The organism is Pseudomonas sp. B21-053, from assembly GCF_026016365.1.
GTDB lineage: Bacteria > Pseudomonadota > Gammaproteobacteria > Pseudomonadales > Pseudomonadaceae > Aquipseudomonas > Aquipseudomonas nunensis.
Window position 1 is genome coordinate 563732 of record NZ_CP087205.1, and the last position, 24409, is coordinate 588140.

The 24409-nt window shown below is 60.4% G+C and carries 21 protein-coding genes and 1 riboswitch; of the genes, 13 read left to right on the forward strand and 8 right to left on the reverse strand.

Annotation, left to right across the window (positions count from 1 at the left end):
* Positions 1-58: 58 nt before the first annotated feature.
* The 3 genes from LOY68_RS02450 to LOY68_RS02460 are packed head-to-tail and all read left to right on the forward strand — an operon-like array spanning position 59 to position 2974.
* The gene (locus LOY68_RS02450; RefSeq protein ID WP_265042695.1) at positions 59-976 is read left to right on the forward strand and encodes a DUF6625 family protein; all 918 of its coding nucleotides are present in this window, start codon (positions 59-61) and stop codon (positions 974-976) included.
* Entirely contained in the window at positions 939-2093 is a 1155-nt protein-coding gene (locus LOY68_RS02455; protein WP_054053272.1) for a glycosyltransferase family 4 protein, read from the forward strand. Before LOY68_RS02450 ends, LOY68_RS02455 begins: the two co-directional genes overlap by 38 nt.
* Entirely contained in the window at positions 2090-2974 is an 885-nt protein-coding gene (locus tag LOY68_RS02460; protein WP_163907957.1) for a glycosyltransferase, read from the forward strand. Before LOY68_RS02455 ends, LOY68_RS02460 begins: the two co-directional genes overlap by 4 nt.
* 25 nt (positions 2975-2999) lie before the next feature.
* On the opposite strand, the gene LOY68_RS02465 is transcribed toward LOY68_RS02460, so the two are convergent.
* Positions 3000-4217, reverse strand: coding sequence for an acyltransferase family protein (locus tag LOY68_RS02465; RefSeq protein WP_163907959.1), 1218 nt, complete (start codon positions 4215-4217; stop codon positions 3000-3002).
* Positions 4217-6082 carry a bifunctional O-antigen ligase/aminoglycoside phosphotransferase family protein gene (locus LOY68_RS02470; RefSeq protein ID WP_265042696.1) on the reverse strand — a complete coding sequence of 622 codons (1866 nt, stop codon included), beginning with the start codon at positions 6080-6082 and terminating at the stop codon, positions 4217-4219. The genes LOY68_RS02465 and LOY68_RS02470 overlap by 1 nt, the downstream gene beginning before the upstream one ends.
* Positions 6083-6238: 156 nt before the next feature.
* Here LOY68_RS02470 and msbA point away from each other — a divergent pair, with 156 nt between their 5' ends.
* The 4 genes from msbA to hldE all read left to right on the forward strand — a co-directional run bounded on the left by msbA (position 6239) and on the right by hldE (position 11062).
* Complete coding sequence (msbA, locus tag LOY68_RS02475) at positions 6239-8041, forward strand: lipid A export permease/ATP-binding protein MsbA (RefSeq protein WP_054053280.1); 1803 nt, start codon at positions 6239-6241, stop codon at positions 8039-8041.
* Positions 8042-8228: 187 nt separating this feature from the next.
* Entirely contained in the window at positions 8229-8933 is a 705-nt protein-coding gene (locus LOY68_RS02480) for a sulfotransferase family 2 domain-containing protein (RefSeq protein ID WP_163907962.1), read from the forward strand.
* On the forward strand, positions 8926-9534 hold the full coding sequence (gene cysC, locus LOY68_RS02485; protein ID WP_265042697.1) for an adenylyl-sulfate kinase: 609 nt from the start codon (positions 8926-8928) through the stop codon (positions 9532-9534). Before LOY68_RS02480 ends, cysC begins: the two co-directional genes overlap by 8 nt.
* Before the next feature lie 106 nt (positions 9535-9640).
* Positions 9641-11062: a bifunctional D-glycero-beta-D-manno-heptose-7-phosphate kinase/D-glycero-beta-D-manno-heptose 1-phosphate adenylyltransferase HldE gene (gene hldE, locus LOY68_RS02490; RefSeq protein WP_163907966.1), complete on the forward strand. Its 1422-nt coding sequence runs from the start codon at positions 9641-9643 to the stop codon at positions 11060-11062.
* Between the two features lie 131 nt (positions 11063-11193).
* On the opposite strand, the gene LOY68_RS02495 is transcribed toward hldE, so the two are convergent.
* From LOY68_RS02495 to LOY68_RS02510, 4 genes are all read right to left on the reverse strand, one after another.
* Entirely contained in the window at positions 11194-12162 is a 969-nt protein-coding gene (locus tag LOY68_RS02495; RefSeq protein WP_054053289.1) for a hypothetical protein, read from the reverse strand.
* Positions 12163-12194: 32 nt separating this feature from the next.
* Positions 12195-13007, reverse strand: coding sequence for an aldo/keto reductase (locus LOY68_RS02500; protein ID WP_054616413.1), 813 nt, complete (start codon positions 13005-13007; stop codon positions 12195-12197).
* The gene (locus LOY68_RS02505) at positions 13004-14179 is read right to left on the reverse strand and encodes an NAD(P)/FAD-dependent oxidoreductase (protein WP_265042698.1); all 1176 of its coding nucleotides are present in this window, start codon (positions 14177-14179) and stop codon (positions 13004-13006) included. Before LOY68_RS02505 ends, LOY68_RS02500 begins: the two co-directional genes overlap by 4 nt.
* Positions 14180-14380: 201 nt before the next feature.
* Complete coding sequence (locus LOY68_RS02510; RefSeq protein ID WP_008027887.1) at positions 14381-14713, reverse strand: DMT family transporter; 333 nt, start codon at positions 14711-14713, stop codon at positions 14381-14383.
* Between the two features lie 103 nt (positions 14714-14816).
* On the opposite strand from LOY68_RS02510, the gene LOY68_RS02515 reads away from it, so the two are divergent.
* Together LOY68_RS02515 and waaA are read left to right on the forward strand one after the other, a co-directional pair.
* Positions 14817-15707 carry a LysR family transcriptional regulator gene (locus LOY68_RS02515; protein WP_054053295.1) on the forward strand — a complete coding sequence of 297 codons (891 nt, stop codon included), beginning with the start codon at positions 14817-14819 and terminating at the stop codon, positions 15705-15707.
* A gap of 22 nt (positions 15708-15729) precedes the next feature.
* Positions 15730-17007, forward strand: a complete 1278-nt coding sequence (gene waaA / locus LOY68_RS02520) for a lipid IV(A) 3-deoxy-D-manno-octulosonic acid transferase (RefSeq protein ID WP_163907972.1) — start codon at positions 15730-15732, stop codon at positions 17005-17007.
* Between the two features lie 102 nt (positions 17008-17109).
* Here the strand turns inward: waaA and LOY68_RS02525 are convergent, their stop codons facing one another.
* Complete coding sequence (locus tag LOY68_RS02525; protein WP_265042699.1) at positions 17110-18543, reverse strand: TolC family outer membrane protein; 1434 nt, start codon at positions 18541-18543, stop codon at positions 17110-17112.
* Between the two features lie 192 nt (positions 18544-18735).
* Positions 18736-18841, forward strand: a riboswitch (TPP riboswitch).
* Positions 18842-19014: 173 nt separating this feature from the next.
* Here LOY68_RS02525 and thiC point away from each other — a divergent pair.
* A complete protein-coding gene (thiC, locus tag LOY68_RS02530) occupies positions 19015-20904 on the forward strand; it encodes a phosphomethylpyrimidine synthase ThiC (RefSeq protein WP_054053301.1) in 1890 nt (629 codons plus the stop codon).
* Between the two features lie 174 nt (positions 20905-21078).
* Entirely contained in the window at positions 21079-22371 is a 1293-nt protein-coding gene (cytX, locus tag LOY68_RS02535; RefSeq protein WP_163907976.1) for a putative hydroxymethylpyrimidine transporter CytX, read from the forward strand.
* Here cytX and LOY68_RS02540 read toward each other — a convergent pair.
* Entirely contained in the window at positions 22340-23083 is a 744-nt protein-coding gene (locus LOY68_RS02540) for an RsiV family protein (RefSeq protein WP_054053306.1), read from the reverse strand. The genes cytX and LOY68_RS02540 overlap by 32 nt on opposite strands.
* 226 nt (positions 23084-23309) lie before the next feature.
* Between LOY68_RS02540 and LOY68_RS02545 the strand changes: the two genes are divergently transcribed.
* Positions 23310-23927 carry an NUDIX domain-containing protein gene (locus LOY68_RS02545; RefSeq protein WP_163907977.1) on the forward strand — a complete coding sequence of 206 codons (618 nt, stop codon included), beginning with the start codon at positions 23310-23312 and terminating at the stop codon, positions 23925-23927.
* The gene (locus LOY68_RS02550) at positions 23918-24370 is read left to right on the forward strand and encodes a DUF1249 domain-containing protein (protein ID WP_054053309.1); all 453 of its coding nucleotides are present in this window, start codon (positions 23918-23920) and stop codon (positions 24368-24370) included. The genes LOY68_RS02545 and LOY68_RS02550 overlap by 10 nt, the downstream gene beginning before the upstream one ends.
* Positions 24371-24409: the final 39 nt, after the last annotated feature.

The window sequence follows — 24409 nt, forward strand, 5'->3', positions numbered from 1 at the left end:
AATGAAGCATGACCCGGTTTAGCATGGCGGCAAATTAACCTGCCGCAGTGAAGTTTCTGTGATGAGTCCGAGCCCGCGTATTCTTTTTCTGATTCCGTATTTCGGCCATTGGCCGTTCTGGATGCCGTTCTTTCTGGAGAGCTGTAGGCGTAATCCGGATATCGACTGGTTGTTGTTCAGTGACTGCGGGATTCCCGAGAACCTGCCGCCGAATGTCTCCGTCGAGAGCATGAGCTTCAGCGATTACTGCGCGCTGGTGTCCCGGCGCCTGAACATCGATTTCGCGCCCGGTGCGGCTTACAAGCTGTGCGACATCAAACCGGCGCTGGGACACATTCACGCTGACCGCCTGCAAGGCTATGATTTCTGGGCATTCGGCGATATTGATCTGGTGTATGGTGACCTGCGAAGTTATTTCACCCCGGATCGGCTGGCCGCTTATGACCTGTTTTCCACTCATGAACGGCGGGTCGCAGGGCACCTTTGCCTGATGCGCAACACCGCGCGCAAGCGTGAGTTGTTCATGCAGATCAGGGGCTGGCAAAAGCGTTTTACCGATCAGGAACATCACGCGCTGGACGAGGGGGCATTCAGCCGCATCTTCCTCTGGCGCAAGAATTTTCCCGAGCCTTTGTTCACCCTGGTGGGCAAGCTCAATCCGTGGCGTCGCCGCAGCGAGTTCACCGAAGCGTTCAGCACGCCGGGTGGCTGCATCAAGTGGCATGACGGCACAGACGATTTTCCGCGCCGCTGGTATTGGCGTGATGGCTGTTTGAGCAATGATCGCGATGGCGATCGCCGGTTTCCGTATTTCCACTTCGTTTGCTGGAAGCGCAACGAGTGGTCACGGTTGCCCCCACCCGATCCGGCCGAGGTCAGGCGCATCGCCGCCGAACCGGTCTGGGTCATCGATGCGACTGGTTTCCACGGGGAGAGTTATGAGTCAACGGTCAAAGGTTCTGCAACTGCAGCCTGACTACAACGTCAAAGCCCATGATTTTGCCGACCTGGCAGAGCAGATCGTCAAGGCGCTGCCCAGCGATCGCTACGAGGTGACCGCCGCGTTCCTGCGTGGCAAGCCAGGGCCTGGCGAGGCAGTGAGCCGTGCCGACCGTTCGGTGTATTTCGAGTTTTCCGACAAATCCCTCAAAGGCATGCGCCTGCGCGCCATGTGGCAGTTGTTCAAATTCTGCCGTGCTGAAAAATTCGACGTGGTGATCTGCAACCGCTTCAAGCCCGTGAACATGATGCTGACGCTCAACCGCTGGCTGAAAGTGCCGCTGTGCATCGGCATCTCCCACGGCTTCGGCGAGTACGACCGGTTTTACCGGCGCCGCCAGACCCAGCGCCTGATCGATCGTCACTGGCGCTTCGTCGGTGTCTCGCCAGCGGTTAAACAGTACCTGCTGGACTGCGACTGCGGCTTTACCGACCAGAACACCTACGCGATTACCAATGCCATCGACATCGAACAGGCCGAGGGCTTGCAGCACAGCCGCGAGCGCGCCCGTGAAATGCTGGGCATTGATCCGTCGGTACGCTTGATCGGCGCATTGGGCCGGCTGGTGCCGGTCAAGGGGCACACCTACCTGTTGCAGGCGTTTGCCGCACTCAAGGACAAATACCCGAACACCCAACTGGCGATCATCGGTGCTGGCCGCGAAGAGTCGAAACTGGCGGCGGAGATCGAACGCCTGGGCCTGACCGGTCGTGCACACCTGTTGGGGTTCAGGGAAATTGCCTTGCAGTACATTCGCGCTTTCGACGTCTGGACCATGCCGTCCCTGGCCGAAGGTTTGGGTCTGGCGCTGCTCGAAGGCATGAGCGGGCATCTGCCGGTGATCGCTTCGAACGTACCGGCCATGCTGCCGCTGATCGAGGGCGCCGGCGGTCTGGCGATTACGCCAAAGGACGTGCCGAGCCTGGTCGCGGCGCTGGATAACTACCTCGCGCTGTCGGATGACGAACTCAAGGCCAAGGGCGAACAGGCCTTCCGTTATCTGCAGAAAGAACATGACATCGAGGTGTTCCGCCAGGAATACCTGAACCTGATCGACTCCGGCCTGGAACAGGCCCGCAAGGAACCAAAATGAGCGACGCGCAACCGATCGTCACCGTCATCATTGCGTCGTACAACCACGCGCCCTACATCGAGGAAAGCATCCTCAGCGTTATCAACCAGACCTACTCGAACATCGAGTTGCTGGTGGTCGATGACGGTTCCAAGGACGACAGTGTCGAGCGCATCAAGGCGTTGCAGGCGCAGCATGGCTTCGACTTCCGGGTGCAGGAAAACCAGGGGCTGACCAACACGCTCAATGGCGCGATCGCTCGCTCCAAGGGCAGCCTGATTGTGCCGTTCGGTTCAGATGACATTATGTTGCCCGAGCGTATAGCCACTCAGGTGGCGTACATGGACGGCAAGCCAGAGGTCGGCATTTGCGCCGGCAATATCGAGCTGATCGACGCTGACGGCAACTTGTACCCGGAGAAGCGCCAGCGCCGGGACGTGCCGTTCCGTCGCCTGGACTTCGATGACATGTTTCTGGAGCGCAAGCCTTACCCGCCGGCGCCGACCCTGATGATCCGCCGCGAGGCGCTGGACAAGGTGGGCGGGTTCGATCCGAACATTCGTCTGGAAGACTTGCTGATCGAGCTGAAGGTGACCCATGCCGGTTATTTCATCGATGGCCTGAACGTGCTGATGGCGCGCTATCGCAAGCACGCCACCAATTCCTACAAGAACCACCGCTTCATGATCGACAACATCCTGCGTTCCTACGCGCTGTTCAGCGATCACCCGCTGTACGACGAGGTGCGCTACAAGTTCCTCAGCTCGATGTTCCTGAAAACCGCCAACCGTGACCGCACGCTGGCGCGGGAGCTGCTGGCGCAGATCCCGTTCAAGGCCTGGAACAAGAAGACCTGGCGTGGTCTGGGGCGGCTGTACTTCTCGCCGCTGGAAAAAGACTGATACCGGCCGGGTGGATCGCTCGCGGCTAGCGGGCGATCTTTTCCGCCAGGCGCTTGTCGGCCTCGCGCCCTTGGCGCAGCCACTGCAAGACTTTCTTGCCTGCGTTGATGCCTGGCTTCTCGATGTACAGGAAGGTCAGGCTGCTGATGATGATCAGCAGGCAAGCGCACAGCGCCATCATCGGCAGGAAGACCCAGGTTTCACGGGTATCGATGGGCAATATATGCGGCAGGCGCTGCACCATCGCCCAGATCAGGAAACCATGCAGCAGGTAGGTGCTGTAGCTGATTTCTCCAAGCCAGCGGATGCTGCGTGGTTTCAGGGCGCCGAATAGCGTGTGCCCGGATGCCACGATCACAAAAAACACCGACAGCAGCAGCAACGGCATCAGGCTGAAGGCACGGCTGTAGGCGGTGAAGGCAATCGCCAGCGCGATCAGCGCGATGATGCCGGCCAAGCGCGTTTGACTCCAGGCCACCAGTTGCGGCCGGCGAACCCAGTAGGCGGCACCGATACCCCCGAGGAAGCTGGCCAGGAAGTGTTTCTTCAGCGAGTGTTCCCAGCCGACGACCTGGTACAGGGCGTAAATGCCGATCAGGCACAACACCACTTGCAGCCAGTTGCCGCGATAGATGAACACCATGCCGGCCAGCGGCAATGCCAGGTAGAAAAACACTTCGTAACCCAGAGTCCAGGTGACGTTGGAGATCAGCATGCCGGTCTGGTGGTACTGGTTGACGTCCGGTCGGTCGAAGGTCAGCCAGGCCAGGATCTGGCCGGCAAGCCTGATGCCGGAATCTTTCAGCTCCCAATTTTGCAGATAGAAGACTGAGACGAACACGATCACCATCAGTGGCAAATACAACGGGTAGAGGCGAAACAGCCGGGATACCGCAAAGGCCAGCCAGTCGTGGTTGCGCCCTTGGGCGAGCAATCGGCTCCAGAACAGAAAACCGGTGATCATGAAAAACAGCGCAACGCTGCCTTGGCCGAGCTGCGAATAGAAGTTGCTCGGTGGGAAATCAATGATGCCGGTGCGTAAAAAGATCCAGGTAATGATCGAGTGGTGCACGAACACACCAAACGCCAGATAGCCACGCAGGCCGTCGATGCTGCCATAGCGACTTTCACCGGAATGCTGCAGGTGCCGGGCGATTTTCGGAACGGCGCGCAATAGCAGTGCGGCGGTCACGATGGCCAGCAGATAGGCTGCCAGCGCAATGAGGGGGTTGGTTTCGTTCATCAGTGAGCTCGGGCCGGTTGGCTGGCGGCCAGCACTTGCTTGTGCAGGTTGCTTACGGCGGATTTGGACGCTGTCACGGCGTACCCCTGGAGCAGCGCTTCGAAGTGATCCTCGAACAGCCAGCGTCGATCCTCGGTGTAGCGTTGCATGTGACGCAAATTACGCTGACGCAAGGACAGACTTAATGAGGACGGGTAGATGCGCATATCGGCCAGATCGATCAGGCCGAACTCGCCGTCCTCCAGCACCAGTACGTTACCCAGGTGCAGGGAGCGGAAGTACACGCCTTGCTCATGTAACTGCGCCATGAACTTGCCGAAACGCTCGACCAGTGCCTGACGCACCGCTGGCGCGGTGATCCCTTGCAGAACCTGACGCAGGGTGTTGCCGGGTAGTGGCGAGTAATGCACCGCGCTGCTGCCGTCTTTGAGGCGGAAAAGGCCCAGGGTCAGTGGTGTTGGAATGCCCAGGGTGCGCAGTTGCTCGCTGTTTACCGCAAAGCGTTCGGAATAGGGGTTGAAACTGCCCGAGGTGTACCAGCGACGACGGCGGAACAGCTTGAGGAAACTGCCATCGGCCAAACGCAGCACTTTAGGCCCCAGCCCGTCTTCTTCGATCATTTGAGCATTGGCGGTCATTTGCTCGAAAGCCGCCGGCTTCAGCGTTTTGACCGGTAGGGTCAGCAGGCGTCTGGCGCGTTGGTTGATGCTTAGCGCGGCGATCAGCGCCAGGGGAATCCACAACAGGAACCAGTGCTCTTTGGGGCGCGAAATGATCCCGCCACCCTCGGTCAGGCCGGCGCCGATGCCGAATATCAACCAGGTCGAAGCGATAATAAACAGCGGCTGGACGCGATAGCGCCAGCTGCTCAGCAAGCCCCAGGCCTGAAAGAACAACCAGGGCAACAAGCCGAAAATACCGACGTAATAGAGCACGCCAAGTACAAAGCTATGGGGTTCCTGCAGGTTGTAGCCGACGCCGGGGTCGAGTGCCAGGCTGGCGTTGTAGCCATGGCCAATCCAAGGGTGTTCAGCGATCCGCTGCAGGACCATTTGCCAGATTTCGAGGCGGAAGGAGTCGCCTCGCTCGATGAGCATCCGCGAAAACAGCACGATGACGCCTAACCCGCTGGCTGCCAGCGCTGCGAGCAATACGACCGAGCGGCGATTCCAGCAGATGAAACACAACCAGAGCGCGGCCAGCGTCAGTGCAACCAGCGGGGTTCGGGACCCCGTGGCGATCACCGCAATGAACATGACCCCCATGGCCGGAAGGCTGAGCCAGAGCACCTGGCGACGCTTGCACGTCATGCTCAGGCTTAGCCAGTAGGCACAGAAAAAACCGAAGATATGCGAGCTGAGCAACGGGTTGTCAAACGCGCCGGCACCAATCAGCCGCATGCCGGGCTCATAGATATGCGCAAACATGTACAGGTTGTAGACCGAAGCGATCAGCCCGACGATTGCGGCACTGAACAGCAACGGCTGGATGATCTCGCTGCGGTAGCGCACCAGCAGGTAGGAGCCGGCAAACAACAGCAGCGTATGCAGTGCTGGCTTGGACTGGCCGGGAATGCTTTCGTTGTCTTGCGGTCCCCAGCACAGGCTCAGCAAGGCCCAGGCGGCGAACATCAGCAGTGCAATGAACACCGGTTCGCGTATCAACTCCTTGAGTTCCCGCGGGCGCAGACACAGGGCAATCAGCGATGGAATGCTGAAAAGACCATAAAACAGTTTGTGGTGAAGGCTGCGTCCGGGCAGGAAGAACAGCGCACACAGGAGCAAGAGATAGCCCAGTGGAAGAATCCACAGGCAAATGAAATCGAAGATTCGATTGGACGTATTGTTGAAACCGCTGAGTTGCATGCTGAGAGATTCAATCCTGAAGTTGATCGGCCATTTCGGTGTGATGGCTATTTGATGCCGAATGCAGTGCCTAACAATAACAGCCTTTATGCGTTTGCCAGAACCCTGAAGAAGCTGTGCTAAAGTCAGCGTCCTTTTTATCGACATTCGCGTGATATGACCGACTCCAGTCTCTCCGCAAGCCCATCGAGCTTGAAAATCTACTTCCGTCTGCTCGGCTATGTCCGGCCGTACATCAGTCTTTTCCTGATCAGCATTGTCGGTTTTCTGATTTTCGCTTCGACGCAGCCAATGCTCGGCTACATCCTCAAGTACTTCGTCGACGGTCTGTCCAATCCAGAGGCCGTGCTGTTTCCGACGGTGCCTTACCTGCGCGACCTGCAACTGCTGCAGGCGGTGCCGTTGCTGATCATCCTGATCGCGGCGTGGCAGGGGTTGGGTTCTTACCTGGGTAACTACTTCCTGGCCAAGGTTTCCCTCGGGCTGGTCCACGACCTGCGGGTGCAACTGTTCAACAACCTGCTGGTCTTGCCGAACCGTTACTTCGACAAGCATAACTCGGGTCATCTGATTTCGCGTATCACCTTCAACGTGACCATGGTCACCGGGGCGGCGACAGATGCGATCAAGGTCGTAATCCGTGAAGGCATGACGGTGATCTTCCTGTTTGGCTCGCTGCTGATCATGAACTGGCGCCTGACGCTGGTGATGGTCGCGATCCTGCCGCTGATCGCCGTCATGGTGCGCACCGCCAGCAAGAAATTCCGCAAGCAGAGCAAGAAAATCCAGACGGCCATGGGCGATGTGACCCACGTGTCCTCGGAAACGATCCAGGGCTATCGCGTGGTTCGCAGTTTCGGCGGCGAAGTCTACGAGCAAAATCGTTTCCTGGCAGCGAGCCAGGGCAACACAGACAAGCAACTGCGCATGACCCGTACCGGCGCGATCTACACGCCGCTGCTGCAACTGGTGATCTACAGCGCCATGGCGGTGCTGATGTTCCTGGTGCTGTACCTGCGCGGTGATGCTTCTGCCGGTGACATGATCGCCTACATCACTTTGGCCGGCCTGCTGCCCAAGCCGATCCGTCAGTTGTCTGAAGTCAGCTCCACCATCCAGAAAGGCGTGGCCGGTGCCGAAAGCATTTTCGAGCAGCTGGACGTCGAGCCGGAAGTCGATAACGGCACCGTCGAGCGCGACTCGGTCAGCGGTCGCCTGGACGTGCGCAACCTGAGCTTCACCTATCCGGACACCGATCGCCAGGTGCTCAACGACATCAGCTTCTCGGTCGAACCGGGGCAAATGGTGGCGCTGGTGGGACGCTCGGGCAGTGGCAAATCGACCCTGGCCAACCTGATTCCACGCTTCTATCACCACGACAAGGGCGAGATCCTGATCGATGGCGTTGAAGTGGAACAATACAAACTGCTGAACCTGCGCAAGCACATCGCCCAGGTGACCCAGCATGTGACGCTGTTCAGCGATACCGTGGCCAACAACATCGCTTATGGCGATCTGGCCGGCGCGCCCCGTGAAGACATCGAGAAAGCGGCGAAAGACGCTTACGCCATGGACTTCATCGCGCAGTTGCCGGAAGGCCTGGACACTCAGGTCGGCGAGAACGGCGTGTTGCTGTCCGGTGGCCAGCGCCAGCGTCTGGCGATTGCCCGGGCACTGCTGAAGAACGCGCCACTGCTGATCCTCGACGAGGCCACCTCGGCCCTTGATACCGAATCGGAGCGGCATATCCAGGCAGCGCTGGATCAGGTCATGAAAGGCCGGACCACCCTGGTGATTGCCCACCGGCTGTCGACCATCGAGAAGGCTGACCTGATTCTGGTCATGGATCAGGGCCGCATCGTCGAGCGCGGCACCCATGCCGAACTGCTGGCGCAGAACGGTTACTACGCTCGCTTGAACGCCATGGGCCTCGATGCCCCGGCTGAAGACATCGCCTGATCGGGTACGAGGGTGAGCCCGGCTCACCCTCGCGCTCACCGGACGTGCAATGCGCCCGGTGATTTGTGTCCGAATCCTTACCCTTCTTGACCAAACCTGAATAAAACTCCGCACCGCGCTTGTTAAGGTTCCTGAACGAACTTTTGACTTCAATCGAAGGGGCCATCCCCCTCGCGCGGGTACCGCAATGTTGCAACGATATCTCTGGAAACTATTGCCCAAGCAGCAGCGAGCCTTCCTGCTGGGGCGCCTGTCGGTCGTGGACCGTCAGGTGGTGAACAAGTCGATGTCAGCCAATCTGCAATTCCCCTCGTCCTTCGCACAGCATGGTTGCCTGTTCATCCATGTGCCCAAATGCGCCGGCAGCAGTGTGTGCGCGGCGTTGTTCGACGACTGGAGCCCCGGACACTTGCCGTTGTACTGGTACGAGCAACAGTTTCCCGAACAGTTTGCCGCCAGTTTCAAGTTCGCTTTCGTCCGCGACCCACTGGAACGAGCCTACTCGGCTTACGCTTTTCTGAGGGGGAACGAGCTGGGACGGCGTGACCACGCGGCGCAGAAACTGGTGAGTCAGTACCGCGATTTCGACGACTTCGTGGCGCGCTGGCTGCATCCGGAGACGATCAGCCGCCAGCTGCATTTTGCAGCTCAGACGGATTTTCTCACCGACTCCCTCGGGCACCTGACCCTGGACTTCATCGGCTACCAGGAGCACTTGGCGCGGGATTTCGCACTGGTGTGCGAGCAGTTGAAGCACCCGGTGACGCTGCCTTATGTCAACAGCTCACAGCAGCGCCTGCCAAGACCGGCGCGTGATTTCTGTTCCGTGCGGACCCGACGGCTGGTGCGTCGGGTGTATCAACGCGACTACGAGATGCTCGGTTATGAATAAAGCCCAATCGATGCCCACGCCGACGCCAACGATCCGTCCTTACGCGTTGGCGCTGTCGAGCGACGCCCGGGCCGCGCTCAAGTCGCAGCGTGCGCGCTGCCTCTGGTTGACTGGTTTGTCCGGGGCGGGCAAGTCGACGCTGGCGAATGCCCTGGAGTTGCAACTCAATCAACGCGGCTTTCACACGTTTATCCTTGATGGCGACAACCTGCGCGGTGGCCTGTGCAGCGACTTGGGCATGGGGGCTGATTGTCGCCGGGAAAACATTCGGCGCATGGCGGAGGTCGCGCGGCTGATGGTCGATGCCGGGCTGATCGTGATCGTGGCGGCGATTTCGCCGTTCCGCGCCGAGCGGGAGGCCGCGCGGCGATTGTTTGCCGAGGGCGACTTCATCGAGGTTTACGTGAGCACACCCTTCTCGATTTGCGCGCAACGAGACCCCAAAGGTCTGTATCAGGCGGCCCTGCAAGGGCGGATCAAGGACTTCAGCGGTATCGACAGCCCTTACGAGGCGCCGCTGAAGGCCGAGTGCGAGATCGATACCCAGAATCTGCAGTTGGAAGACGCCTGCGCCCGGTTAGTGACATTGTTTGCTCAATAAATGATCAGAAAACCCCGTCAATTCATCCTGTTGCAGCCGCCGCACAAGCCTGCGCCAACCCTGTGTTAATATCGCGCCCCTGTTCATTTTGTATGTGGGTTGCTCCATGAAGTTGTCCATGCCGCGATTCGATCAAGCCCCTGTCTTGGTGGTCGGCGATGTCATGCTCGACCGTTACTGGCATGGTGGTACCTCACGGATTTCCCCTGAGGCGCCGGTACCGGTGGTCAAGGTCGAGCAAATCGAGGACCGCCCGGGCGGTGCCGCCAACGTTGCTCTCAACATCGCCGCACTCGGCGCCCCGGCTTCGCTGGTCGGCGTGACCGGCGACGATGAAGCCGCCGACAGCCTGGCCAATAGCCTCAAGGGTGCCGGTGTGCGCGCGTTGTTCCAGCGCATTGCGCACCAGCCGACCATCGTCAAGTTGCGGGTCATGAGCCGTCACCAGCAATTGCTGCGTATCGACTTCGAAGAACCGTTCGCCACCGACGCCTTGGCGCTCGGCGAGCAGGTCGACGAATTGCTCGAAGGCATCAAGGTGCTGGTGCTGTCCGATTACGGCAAAGGCGCGCTGAAAAACCATCAGGTGTTGATCCAGGCCGCTCGTGCCCGTGGCATTCCGGTGCTGGCCGACCCCAAGGGCAAGGATTTCTCGATCTACCGTGGTGCGACCGTGATCACGCCGAACCTCAGCGAGTTCGAAGCCATCGTTGGCGGTTGCGCCGATGAGCACGAACTCGTGAGCAAGGGCGCGACCCTGATGCACGACCTCGACCTCGGCGCCTTGCTGGTGACCCGTGGCGAGCACGGCATGACCTTGCTGCGCCCGGATCATCCGGCGTTGCACCTGCCAGCCCGCGCCCGTGAAGTATTTGACGTGACCGGCGCCGGCGACACGGTGATTTCTACCCTGGCGGCGGCGATTGCCGCTGGCGAAGAACTGCCCCACGCGGTGGCCCTGGCCAACCTGGCGGCGGGCATTGTGGTCGGCAAGCTCGGTACGGCGTGCATCAGCGCGCCGGAACTGCGTCGCGCGATCCAGCGTGAAGAAGGTTCCGAGCGCGGTGTACTCGGCCTCGAACAGCTGTTGCTGGCCGTCGATGACGCCCGTGCGCACAACGAGCGGATCGTCTTCACCAACGGCTGCTTCGACATTCTGCATGCCGGCCATGTGACCTACCTCGAACAGGCGCGGGCCCAGGGCGATCGCCTGATCGTCGCCGTCAATGACGATGCGTCGGTGAGCCGCCTGAAAGGGCCGGGTCGTCCGATCAACAGCGTTGACCGGCGCATGGCGGTACTGGCCGGTCTGGGCGCGGTGGATTGGGTTATCAGCTTCGCTGAAGGCACCCCGGAAAACCTGCTGCGCGAGGTCAAGCCGGACGTGTTGGTCAAGGGCGGGGATTACGGGATCGACCAGGTGGTCGGCGCGGACATCGTCTCGGCCTACGGCGGGACAGTGAAAGTGTTGGGGCTGGTGGAAAACAGCTCGACGACCGCGATTGTCGAGAAGATCCGCAATAACTGACTCGGGATGATCGTTCCCGCGCGGAGCGTGGGAACGATCAATTGCAAGATCAAAAGATCGCAGCCTTCGGCAGCTCCTATAGGTGTACTCATAACCCTGTAGGAGCTGCCGAAGGCTGCGATCTTTTGCTTTTAAGAACCGACTTTTTTACGCGGCACGATTTTCTTCAGCAACTGCTTCGCCTTCCCCCGCAACCGCGCCAACCCTGAGTCCTTCCCCGGCGGCGCCAACCCCTGTTGCCGCACCCAATCCTTCCAGCGAATCCGCTCATCGCGCACCAGCCAGCCTTCCTGCTGGGCAAAGCTCTCGGCCAGGTACAAACCACGGGTGCTCGCCGGGTACAGTTGATCTTTTTTCAGCGTGTAGAGCTCAGCCATCGGCTGGCCATCCTGCAATGGCATCAGGTACAAGTCCGGCCGTTTACGATCCAGCCGTGCCACTAACTGATCGCCTTCAAGGCGTTCGTCCACATGAAACAGGCTCAGGGACTTGGCCTCCTTGGGCACGTCCAGGCGTAAGTCATAGATCAGTTGCAAGGAGGCGGTCGGCAGATGCACGTAGGCCCGGGGCCGTTCGATCAACTGCATGTTGGCGCAACGCACCGGCCGCGCCGAACCGGACAGTGGCGACAGGCGAAACGGCAGGGCTTCGCGATAATGCAGGGCGGACGAGTAGGGCGCCGGCAGCCAAGTGTCGTTGAAACGCCCACCCAGCCAGCCTTCCGGGGTTTCCAGCAGGCACTCTTCCGCAATCTCCTGGATCGCCGTGTGCAGCGGCAGGTTCAACTCGTGGGCCGGCACGTAACCGGAAATCAGCTTGAGCACCACGTCGCCGCGATCCTGCCGACGCTGACGCACCAGCACCCAATAATCGCGGTTCTGCCAATGCAGGGTCAGGCGCACCGAAACCCCGAGGTTCGCCAGTTCCACGGCGAACCGTTCGCTGTCAGCCACGGCGACCGGGCGACGGCGTTGCAGGGTCTGGGAGAAATTGAGCGGCATCCCGACGCTTTGATAACTCAGGCCTTCGGGAGTCGCTTCGACGTACAACGGCAGGGTCTTGAAGTTGCTCGGATTCTTTCTAATGAGCGTACGCGGCATGTCGGCTCCTGCTTAAGGCCGCGTGGGCGGCGTCAGTTACTACGAAGGACCTGGGCAACGGTCGCGACGTTGTGGGCGAGGTGCAGCGGATTGATGGTCCCGACAATAGCACTGGCAACGCCCGGATGTTCAAACAACAACTCGAAGCTGGCGCGCACCGGGTCCACGCCGGGGCTAAGGCAGACGTGACCGCTGGCGAGGGCTTTTTTCACCAGGATCGCTTTGCCGTGGGAAGCAGCATAGTCAATGACGGCTTTCTCGTTTTGCTCGTTGAGATTGTAGGTGACCATCGCGCAATCACCTTGTTCCAGAGCCTTCAAGCCGCCTTCGACGGTTTTACCGGAAAAACCGAAACCGCGAATCTTGCCTTCGGCCTTGAGCTCGGCGAGTGTCTCGTAGACTTCGCAGTCGTTGAGGATCGCAAGGTCGTTGCCGTCGGAGTGCACCAGCACCAGGTCGATAAAATCCGTTTCCAGACGTTGCAGGCTGCGCTCCACCGAGAGGCGGGTGTGGGCAGCGCTGAAATCGTGGCGGGACTGGCCATCGGCAAACTCTTCGCCGACCTTGCTGACGATCACCCACTCCTGACGCTGACCGCGCAGCAACGGGCCGAGTCGTTCTTCGCTGCGACCGTAGGCCGGGGCGGTGTCGATCAGATTGATGCCCATGTCGCGGGCGAGCTTGAGCAGCATTCGCGCTTCGTCATCGCCAGGAATCTGGAAACCGTTGGGGTATTTCACGCCTTGATCGCGACCGAGTTTTACCGTGCCCAGACCCAAGGGCGAGACCAACAGGCCGGTGCTGCCCAGCGGGCGATGCAAGTCGTGCAAGGTTTTTACGCTCATGGCAGCAGTTGCTCCCAGGCAGGAACGCCCATCGGTGGTTTTGGCAGATCGGGCAATGGTGCCGACGGGCCGGGTTGAATGCCGTCGCGGGCCAGGCTGGCGATGACGCGGTCAGCGAAGTCCGGCGCCAGCGCCAGTTTGGTTGGCCAACCGACCAGCAGCCGACCCTCTTCGGCCAGGAACGCATTGTCCGGGCGGGTCAGGCCGGTTTGCAGCGGCTCGGCACGATCCACGCGCAGGGTCGCCCATTGCACCGTGCTCAGATCGATCCACGGCAGCAACTGGCCGAGCTCTTTCTGCGCCGTGGCGATTTGCTCCGCTGGTTCGCGGGCCACGCCTTCGGCTTCGGCAATGTCACCGCCCAAGTACCAGACCCATTGGCCATCGGCGGCCGGATGGGTGGTGACGGTGATGCGCGGTTTGGTCCCGCCGCCCAGGCAGTGGGCGTACAGCGGTTTCAGGCTCGGGCCTTTGGCGATGATCATGTGCAACGGTCGGCGCTGCATCGCGGGTTGGCTCAACCCCAATGCTTCGAGCAGCGTGGCGGTGCCGGCACCGGCGCTGAGGACGATGCGCTGGGCGCGGATGTCGCGACCGTCGACAGTCAGGCCCACCAGAACGCCACCTTCCAGCAACGGTTCGATGCTTTGCCCGGCAAGCAAGCCATCACCGGCCAGGTCAGCGAGGCGCTGGATCAGGCTCGGCACGTCGATCACCAGTTCAGCCAGGCGATACACCTTGCCCTTGAAGCGCTTGTCTTGAAGGGCCGGCGGCAATTGATCGCCCTTGACCTGATCGACCCGCCCGCGCACGGCTTTGCTGGCGAAGAAACTGGTGAGGTTGCCGGCGATTGTGCCCGGGGACCATAGGTAATGGGCTTCGGACAGCAGGCGCACGCCGCTCAGGTCCAATTCGCCGTCACCGGCCAGCGCTTCACGCCAGCGGCGCGGCATGTCGGCGATGGCTTCCGAAGCACCGGTCAGGGCGCCATGCAGCGCGTACTTGGCGCCGCCGTGGATGATGCCCTGGGACTTCACGCTTTGCCCGCCACCGAGGGTGGCGCTTTCCACCAGCACGGTCGAAAAACCCTGGCGACGCAGACGCGCGTTGAGCCAGAGGCCGGCGACACCAGCGCCGACAATCAGAACGTCGGTGGAAATAACGGATGGCATGCAGCGACCTCAGTGTTCAAGACGAGGGCGCAGTATACAGACTCGAAGAAGAGGGGATTTGTCGGTGATCAATCGGGTGGATGCAAAACCCCTGTGGGAGCGGGCTTGCTCGCGAAAGCGGTGTACCAGTCGACATTGAAGTTGCCTGATACACCGCATTCGCGAGCAAGCCCGCTCCCACAGTTGATTGGATTTCGGCAGTTAGTGCCCGGCGGTTTTGGAGAAGAGCTGGATCACTACGACGCCCAGCACGATCAACGCCATCCCCAACATTGCCGGCACATCCAGCTTCTGCCCATAGATAAACAGCGCCGCGACGCTGACCATCACAATCCCCATGCCGGCCCATACCGCGTAGGCCACACCCACCGGCACGCTGCGCACCACCAGGGTCAGCATCCAGAACGCGATGCCATAACCGACGATCACCAGGATCAGCGGCAGGGGCGTGCTGAAACCTTTGACCGCTTTCATCGAAACAGTGGCGATCACTTCGGCGCAGATGGCGATGGCCAGGTAGTAGTAAGCGGTCATGGGGTAATCCTCGTGTGAAGTGTTGCTTTCTGAGGTCGGCATTCTAGAGATTCCCCAGATGCGGTAAAGTCATTACCTATCTGCCATCGAGATAGGTCGAGCCATGAACATGCAATGGAACCTGGAACAGCTGCGCCTGTTTGTCAGCGTAGCGGAGCAGCGCTCGTTTTCGGCGGTGGCGCGGGATCAGCGCAAGGCGCAGTCGGCGGTCAGCAGTTCGATTGCGTTGCTGGAGGAAGACCTCGGCGTGAGCCTGTTCGACCGCAGCAGCGGCCGCCAGCCGAAGCTGACCGAGGCCGGCAGTGCCTTGCTCGAAGAAGCGCGGGAGGTGCTGCGACAGTGCGAGCGTTTGAACGGCCGGGCGCTGGCAATGATGCGCGGCCAGGAAGCGCGCATCCGTCTGGCCCAGGATGAGGCGATGCCTTTTCAGCCGATCGTCGACAGTCTCAGCGCGCTCGCGGTGCAGTTCCCCAGCCTGGAAGTGCAATTGTCCAACGGCACCCAGGGCGATGTGGCGAGAAAATTGTTGGAGCGCCGCGCCGACCTCGGTTTGTTGTTCTACCACGATCAGATTCCCGAGGCGCTGGAGCGGCGGGTATTGGGCAGTATCGAAATGGTCACCGTGTGTGGCGTCGGCCATCCGTTGGCGGCGCTGGATGAGGTCAACTGCCAGCAACTGGCCCAACATCGCCAACTGCTGATGGCCGCTCAGTCCAGCGTCTATCCCGGTAGCGAGCCGGCCAGCCCGCAGGTCTGGCGCGCTGACAGCTTCTATGTCATCGCCGAATTGCTGATGCGCGGCCTCGGCTGGGCGTGGTTGCCGCGCAACGTTGTGCAGTACTCGGGGTATCAACGGCAGATGGTCGAACTGGTCAGCGAATGGACGCCACCGGCGCTGGTGGTGGAGCTGGTCTGGCGTCGCGACGAACCGCTCGGGCCGGCGGCGCGTTGGTTGGCCGAACGTTTTGCCGTGCACTTGCAGGCGATCGGCTGAAAACCCGATAAACTCCGCCGCCATGAATAGAACTCTCTACACCGCGCTGTTTTATCTGGGGCTGCCACTGGTAGCGATTCGACTGTGGCTGCGTTCGCGCAAGGCGCCGGCGTATGCCAAGCGCATTGGCGAGCGGTTCTCCTACGGGTTGCCGGTCATGAAGCCGGGCGGCATCTGGGTGCACGCCGTGTCCGTGGGCGAAAGCATCGCGGCGGCGCCGATGATCCGTGCCTTGCTGCAGCGCTATCCGACGCTGCCGATCACCGTGACCTGCATGACCCCGACCGGTTCGGAGCGCATCCACGCCCTGTTCGCCAACGAACCGCGCATTCAGCACTGCTATTTGCCTTACGACCTGCCGTGCGCAGCGGCGCGGTTCCTGGATCGGGTCCAGCCGACACTGGCGGTGATCATGGAAACCGAACTGTGGCCCAACCACATTCACCAGTGCGCCAAGCGCGGGATTCCGGTGGCGTTGGCCAACGCGCGATTGTCCGAGCGCTCGGCCAAGGGCTATGGCCGCTTCCATAAACTGACCGGGCCGATGCTGGCCGAGATGAGCCTGTTCGCGGTGCAGACCGAAGCCGAGGCCGAGCGCTTCCGTTCACTCGGTGCGCGTGCGGAAACCGTCGAGGTCACTGGCTCGATCAAATTCGACCTGACCATCGACCCGCAACTGCTTCAGAGCGCCGCCGAGTTACGCGGTCAGTGGCAGGCGCTGGAGCGTCCGGTGTGGATCGCCGCCAGTACCCACGAAGGCGAAGACGAAGTGGTGCTGGCGGCCCATCGTCAATTGCTGGCCAGTCATCCCGATACCTTGCTGATTCTGGTGCCGCGTCACCCGGAGCGTTTCAATTCGGTTTTCGAGCTGTGCAAGCAGCAAGGTTTCTCCACGGTTCGGCGCTCCACGGGTGAACCGGTGACTGCCGATACTTCGGTGCTGCTGGGCGACACCATGGGTGAGTTGCTGTTTCTCTATGCCTTGGCCGACAGCGCGTTTGTCGGCGGCAGTCTGGTGCCGAATGGCGGGCATAACCTGCTGGAACCGGCGGCGCTGGCCAAGCCGGTTTTGAGCGGGCCGCACTTGTTCAACTTTCTCGAAATCGCCGCGCAATTGCGCAGTGCCGGGGCGTTGGCTGAAGTCGATGATGCGGAAGGATTGGCGGTGGCGGTGCAGCGCTTGTTCGAATTGCCGCGCGATGCGCAACGGATGGCAGAGGCGGGGTTGAAGGTGATGCGCACCAATCAGGGCGCGTTGCAGCGGTTGCTGGACGGGTTGGGGCGGTTGATCGATCGTTAGACCGGGATGGCTGAAACGAAAAGATCGCAGCCTTCGGCAGCTCCTACAGGGTGTACATCAATCCCAATGTAGGAGCTGCCGAAGGCTGCGATCTTTTGCTTTTTAAGGGCGGGCTTTGAGTTGCTCAGCCGCAGCCTTGGCCAGATCCGGTGGCAGGAAGTCTTTATCCGGGTTGTAGTCCGCCTTGAGATAACGCGACAAATCCTGCAAATCCCCCGGGTTCAACGTGCCGGCCGCTTGCTTCAGGCGCAGGTTGTCGAGGATGTAGTCGTAGCGGGTGTTGTTGTAGTTGCGCACCGAGGTGTACAGCTGGCGCTGGGCATCGAGCACGTCGACGATGTTGCGCGTCCCCACCTGATAACCGATTTCCGTCGCTTCCACCGCGCTCTGGTTGGAGATGATCGACTGCTTGCGAGCCTGCACCTGCTCGACGTCGGTGTTCACCGCGCGGTGCAGGTTGCGGGTGTTTTCCACCACTTGCCGACGCAGTTGCTCGCGCTGTTGTTCGCTCTGGTCAAGGCGTGAGTAGGACTCGCGCACTTGTGAGTTGATCAGGCCGCCGCTGTAGATCGGGATGTTCACTTGCAGGCCGACAGTAGTCTGTTCGACGTTGCCACCGTAAGGTTGGCCGAAGGCGCTCGGGTTGCTGAAGCCCAGCGCGTCGTTGTCACCCTTTTCGTACTTCGCTACCGCATCGAGGGTCGGCGCGTGGCCGGCCTTGCGTTGCTTGAGGGTTTCTTCGGCGGCGCTGACCGCGTAGTTGCTGGCCAGCAGATTCAGGTTCTGTTTGGCGGCGGTGTCGACCCAGGCCTTGGCGTCGTTCGGCGCTGGCGGAAGGATCGGCAACGTGTGGACGATGCCCTGGATCGAGTTGTACTGGCGGTTGGTCAGGGTGATCAGCGCTTCAAACGCATCGTCCACCTGGCGTTGCGCGAGGATCCGGTTGGCCCGCGCAGTGTCGTAGCTGGCCTGGGATTGCAGCACGTCGGTCTTGTCCGACAGGCCGACATCGAAGCGCTCGTTGGACTGGTCGAGCTGGCGTTTGAACGCTGCTTCTTCAGCCTTGGTCGAGGCCAGGTTGTCCTGGCTGCGCAGCACGTTGAAATAGCTTTCCGCCGATTGCAGGATCAGATTCTGCTCGGTGGCCGACAGTTGCAGCGAGGCTTGCTCGTTGACGTCCTTGGCGGCCTGGAACTGGAACCAGCGATCAGCGCGGAACAGTGGCTGAGCCAACGTCGCCTGATAGGAGTGGGCATCGCGATTGGCGGTGCCGGACGGCTGATCGAGCTGGGTGCGTATGGAACTCAGGTTGGCCCCGCCCGACAGGTTAGGCAGCAGGCCGGCACGGGCCTGGGGCACAACTTCTTTTTGCGCGCCGTATTGCGCGCGGGCGGCAGCCAGGTCGGCGTTGTTGTCCACCGCTTCCTGATAGACGCTGACAAGGTCGGTCTTGGTGGATAAGGGCGCTTCAGCTGCCCAGGCCATTCCATTGGACGCACAAGACACGGCAAGGGCCAGTGAGAGTTTGCGCAGCATGAGGCCATCCCTAAAAAATTACGCTGATAATTTGAGCGCCAAAGGTAAGGCGCGGCCCGCATAGCGTCAAGACGCAGCACGGCGTAGCGAGTGTAGTTGTACGCGCGTACCGCAACAATCTGCTAATTGCGCCATTCATCATGGTGTTTACCGCGGTGTTGGCGTTCTTTGCCAGTTGTGTCTAGACTGGCCGGGTTCTTGTCGGGGTGCCTTGCTATGAGGCTGAGATCGAATAATTTCGGATCCCGTTGAACCTGATCAGGTTAGCGCCTGCGTAGGGAACAAGATTTCTCGTCACCCGGCGAGTCCTCTTGTGCTTCGTCCGGGATGTTGTTCGACAATCGACAGTCGACAGCCCTCGAGCACAGAGCACAGCACCAACAGCATTTTCTTGGCTGATTGGTCGCGTCCATTCGTTACAGGTTCGCTCCGACAAAAATCCACTGCTGGATGCTGTCTGGAGAGCCCGTGATGACGATAAAACTAAAAAATACGACGAACCTGAGTGATTCGGCCCAAGTCGATCAACAGTCGGTTCAACCGTTTACCCGCTCGCAAAAAATCTATGTTCAGGGTTCCCGCCCGGACATCCTCGTGCCAATGCGCGAAATCAGCCTTGATGTGACCCCGACCGACTTCGGCGGCGAGATCAATGCGCCTGTGGTTGTGTACGACACCTCGGGCCCTTACACCGATCCCAACGTCATCATCGACGTGCGCAAAGGCCTGGCTGATGTGCGTTCGCCGTGGATCGAATCCCGTGGCGACACCGAGCGCCTGCCGGGCCTGAGCTCCAACTTCGGCCAGGAACGCCTCGCCGATGCCGAACTGACCAAGCTGCGTTTCGCCCACGTGAACAACCCGCGCCGCGCCAAGGCCGGGGCCAACGTCAGCCAGATGCACTATGCCCGCAAAGGCATTATCACCGCCGAGATGGAATACGTTGCCATCCGTGAAAACATGAAGCTCGAAGTGGCCCGTGCCGCCGGGCTGCTGGACCAGCAACATGCCGGTCACAGCTTCGGCGCCAGCGTGCCGAAAATCATCACCCCGGAATTTGTCCGTGACGAAATCGCTCGTGGCCGCGCGATCATTCCGGCCAACATCAACCACACCGAACTGGAACCGATGATCATCGGCCGTAACTTCCTGGTGAAGATCAACGGCAACATCGGCAACAGCGCGCTGGGTTCGTCCATCGAAGAAGAAGTGGCGAAACTGACCTGGGGCATTCGCTGGGGTTCGGACACGGTCATGGACTTGTCCACCGGCAAACACATTCACGAAACCCGCGAGTGGATCATCCGCAACTCGCCGGTGCCGATCGGTACTGTGCCGATCTACCAGGCCTTGGAAAAAGTCGGCGGCGCTGCCGAAGACCTGACCTGGGAGCTGTTCCGCGACACGCTGATTGAACAGGCCGAGCAGGGCGTCGATTACTTCACCATCCACGCCGGCGTGTTGCTGCGTTACGTGCCGCTGACCGCCAAGCGCGTGACCGGCATCGTGTCCCGTGGCGGTTCGATCATGGCCAAGTGGTGCCTGGCGCATCACAAAGAGAACTTCCTCTACACGCATTTCGAAGACATCTGCGAAATCATGAAGGCCTACGACGTCAGCTTCTCGCTGGGCGATGGCCTGCGTCCGGGCTCGATTGCCGACGCCAACGACGCTGCGCAATTCGGTGAGCTGGAAACCCTCGGCGAGCTGACCAAGATTGCCTGGAAGCACGACGTGCAGTGCATGATCGAAGGCCCCGGCCACGTGCCGATGCAGTTGATCAAAGAGAACATGGACAAGCAGCTCGAGTGCTGCGACGAGGCGCCGTTCTACACCCTCGGCCCGCTGACCACCGACATCGCGCCGGGCTACGACCACATCACTTCCGGCATCGGTGCGGCGATGATCGGCTGGTTCGGTTGCGCCATGCTTTGCTACGTCACGCCGAAGGAACACTTGGGCCTGCCGAACAAGGATGACGTGAAGACCGGGATCATCACCTACAAGATCGCCGCGCACGCCGCCGACCTTGCGAAGGGCCATCCGGGCGCGCAGATTCGTGACAATGCGTTGAGCAAGGCGCGTTTCGAATTCCGTTGGGAAGACCAGTTCAACCTGGGCCTCGACCCGGATACCGCACGCTCGTATCACGATGAAACCCTGCCGAAGGATTCGGCCAAGGTCGCGCACTTCTGCTCCATGTGCGGGCCGAAATTCTGCTCGATGAAAATCACCCAGGAAGTCCGTGAATACGCGGCCAACCAGCGGATCGAAACAGTAGACGCCGAAGTCGCCCAGGGATTGGCGGACCAGGCAGAGCGGTTCAAGCAGGAAGGCAGTCAGCTGTACAAGAAGGTTTGATCTGACCCACAGCGCCATTTTGGCGCTGCTCTTGTAGGAGCGAGGCTTGCCCGCGAAGGCGTCATCCCATTCAACATCAATGTTGAGTGACACACCGCCTTCGCGGGCAAGCCTCGCTCCTACAGAGTTGGTGATGATCAACACAACAACAAATGTCCCTCTGAGATAACACCCTTGAGCATTCAACCCAGCACCTATTCTCCTGACATCGCGGTGCCAAAAGACAAACGTGTCTTTGGCGGCCGCGATCTGTTTTCCCTGTGGTTCTCCCTCGGCATCGGCCTGATGGTCTTGCAGACCGGCGCTTTGCTCGCGCCAGGTCTGGGTCTGTCCGGCTCGTTGCTGGCGATTTTCCTCGGCACCCTGGTCGGCGTTTTGCTGCTGGCCGCCGTCGGCGTGATCGGCAGCGACACCGGCCTGTCGTCGATGGCCGCACTCAAACTCAGCCTCGGCAAACGCGGTGCAAGCCTGCCGGCGGTGTTGAACCTGCTGCAACTGATCGGTTGGGGCTCGTTTGAAATCATCGTCATGCGCGACGCCGCCAGCCTGCTTGGCGCCAAGGCGTTCAGCGAAGGCAGCCTGCTGTCGAATCCGCTGCTCTGGACCGTATTTTTCGGTGGCTTGGCGACCTTGTTGGCCGTGAGCGGCCCGCTGACATTCGTGCGGCAAATCCTGCGCAAGTGGGGCATCTGGCTGTTGCTGGCGGCTTGCATCTGGCTGACCTGGAACCTGTTCACCAAAGCCGATCTGGCGGCGTTGTGGCACCAGGCCGGTGATGGTTCGATGCCGTTCGCCGTGGGCTTCGACATTGCGATCGCGATGCCGCTGTCCTGGCTGCCGCTGATTGCCGACTACTCGCGTTTCGGCAAGCGTGCGAAAAACGTGTTCGGCGGCACCGCGCTGGGTTTCTTTATCGGTAACTTCTGGCTGATGAGCCTGGGCGTGGCCTACACCCTGGCGTTCGCGCCGAGCGGTGAAGTGAATGCCTTGCTGTTGGCGCTGGCGGGTGCCGGCCTGGGGATTCCGCTGTTGCTGATTCTGCTGGACGAGTCGGAAAACGCCTTTGCCGATATTCACTCGGCGGCGGTGTCGAGCGGGATTCTGTTGCGCCTGAAGGTCGAGCATCTGGCGTTGGCGATTGGCGTGATCTGCACACTGATCGCGTGCCTGGCGCCGTTGGCCCAGTACCAGAACTTCCTGTTGTTGATCGGTTCGGTGTTTGCGCCGTTGTTCGGCGTGGTGCTGGTGGATCACTTCATCCTGCGCAAACGCAGTGCCCAGGTCGCGTCAGCCGCATTGCGCTGGCCAGCGTTGCTCGCCTGGTTGGGCGGGGTGAGCACCTATCATTTGCTGGCTAATCTGTATCCGGATGTCGGCGCAACCCTGCCGTCGCTGGTACTGGCAGGGCTGCTGCAGCTTGTGCTCGGTCGAGCCTTCAGTTACGGCCGGGAAACAGCTCGGGCCTGAGAATGCCATTCAGGCGCGGGTAGGGGATCTTCAGTTCGATGTGGCCCAACGCGTAAGGCGCGATGGTGCTCACTTCGTACTTGAGGATCACCCCACCGTAGGTCAGTGCCACGTTCTGGGTTTTCTGGAAATGCCAGGTTTTCAGGAAGTCCGCTTCCTGATCGAGCTTGGTGCTGATCAGCCAGCTGTTGTGCGCCACTTGCGCGGCTTTCCAGAACGCTTCTTCCTGACCCGGCAGCAACATATCCGACAGGCTCAGCACTTTATGCTGCTGGCGCGAATAGTTGATAAAGCTGCGGCCCGGTGTGCCATGCGCGCCGCCGGTGTCCAGGTAGCTGGAAAATTCAACGATCACCAAGCCGTCATGCTGCTCACGTACCTTGGCTTGCAAATAGCTGCTGGAACGCGGTGCGGCGGTGCGCAAAAACTGATCGCGATAGGCGGCCAGGGTCGGCGCTGCCGGGGCGTCCGGGGTGCGGGTCAATTGCAGCAGGTTCTTTTCGACGATGCCGTCCAGCTGAGGCTCGTCCGGGAAACGCAGGGTGTCGATGTTCACCAACGGGCAATCAGGCGTGGTGCAACCCGGCTTCAGGATTTCCGAAGCATCGCGGGTGGTTTCCAGCGGCGTCCGGTAGTTGGGTTGGAACAGGCTCTGGCAAGCGCCCAGGGTCAGGGCGATAGCGGCCACGGAGGCGATTTTAAAAAGCGACATGGGCGTCCTTCATAAAACAGGGAAAGGCGAAAAGTTACCGCTTCGACTATCAACGGAGCAGTCAGTTCGCCACTAAGCTAATTAGAGTTGGTTTCGCCCTCACCGTCTATCCCGCTGAAGGTAAAGGGGCTGCATCAAAGGTCGCGGGCGCGTTAGGATGGCGCGAAGTCGAGGTTGCACGTAACAAAAAGGAGCCTCGTAACGGATTGCAGTAGAGAGGATTGTCATGACTGATTTTGCCAACGCCATTCCAACCAACGTTGAGATCGTTCGACGCGAACAGTGCTACGCGGGTTTCTACAAGCTCGATCGCCTGCATTTGCGCCATGAATTATTCGCTGGCGGCATGAGTCGCGAAATCAATCGTGAAGTGTTCGTGCGCCACGATGCGGTGTGCGTGCTGCCTTACGATCCGCAGCGCGACGAAGTGGTGTTGATCGAGCAGTTCCGCGTCGGCGCCATGGGCAAGACGACTAACCCGTGGCTGATCGAATTGGTCGCCGGTCTGATCGATAAAGACGAAGAACCGGAAGAAGTTGCTCACCGCGAAGCGCAGGAGGAAGCTGGGCTTGTGTTCGGGGCACTTTGGCCAATGACCAAGTATTTCCCGTCCCCGGGTGGCAGCAACGAATTCGTGCATTTGTACTTGGGGCGTTGCGACAGCACTGGAGTAGGGGGGCTGCATGGACTGGCAGAAGAAGCGGAAGATATCCGCGTCACGGTCTGGGCCTTTGAAGATGCCCTGCAGGCCGTACGCGACGGACGAATTGCCAACGCGGCCAGCATCATTGCTTTGCAATGGCTTGCTTTGAACCGCGCTGAAGTGAGGGGGTTATGGTCGTAAACAAGCTGCGCGATCGCTATCGGGTGGACCTCGTGGGGCTGCAAGCCTCCTGCGAGGCAAACTACGCGCGTTTGATGCGACTGCTGCCGGACATGCGCAGCGAGCCCGAGGCACGGCGCATCGCCGTGACCCAGGGTGACCAGATGCTCGGCGTACTGGCCCTGGAGGTACTGCAAGTCAACCCGTACACCACGACCCTGCAAGTGCGCCAGGAGCACAGCCTGCCATGGCTGCCGGTGCCGCAACTGGAAGTTCAGGTCTACCACGACGCCTGCATGGCCGAGGTTGTCAGCGCCGAACATGCAAGACGCTTCCGTGGCATCTATCCTTATCCGAATGCCGCGATGCATCAGCCGGATGAAAAGGCCCAGCTCAATCTGTTCCTGGGGGAATGGCTGAGTCACTGTCTGGCGTGTGGGCACGAGTACGCAGTCGTTCGATAGATGTGAACTGCGTCCGGTTCATACGTTTCCTCTTTTGAC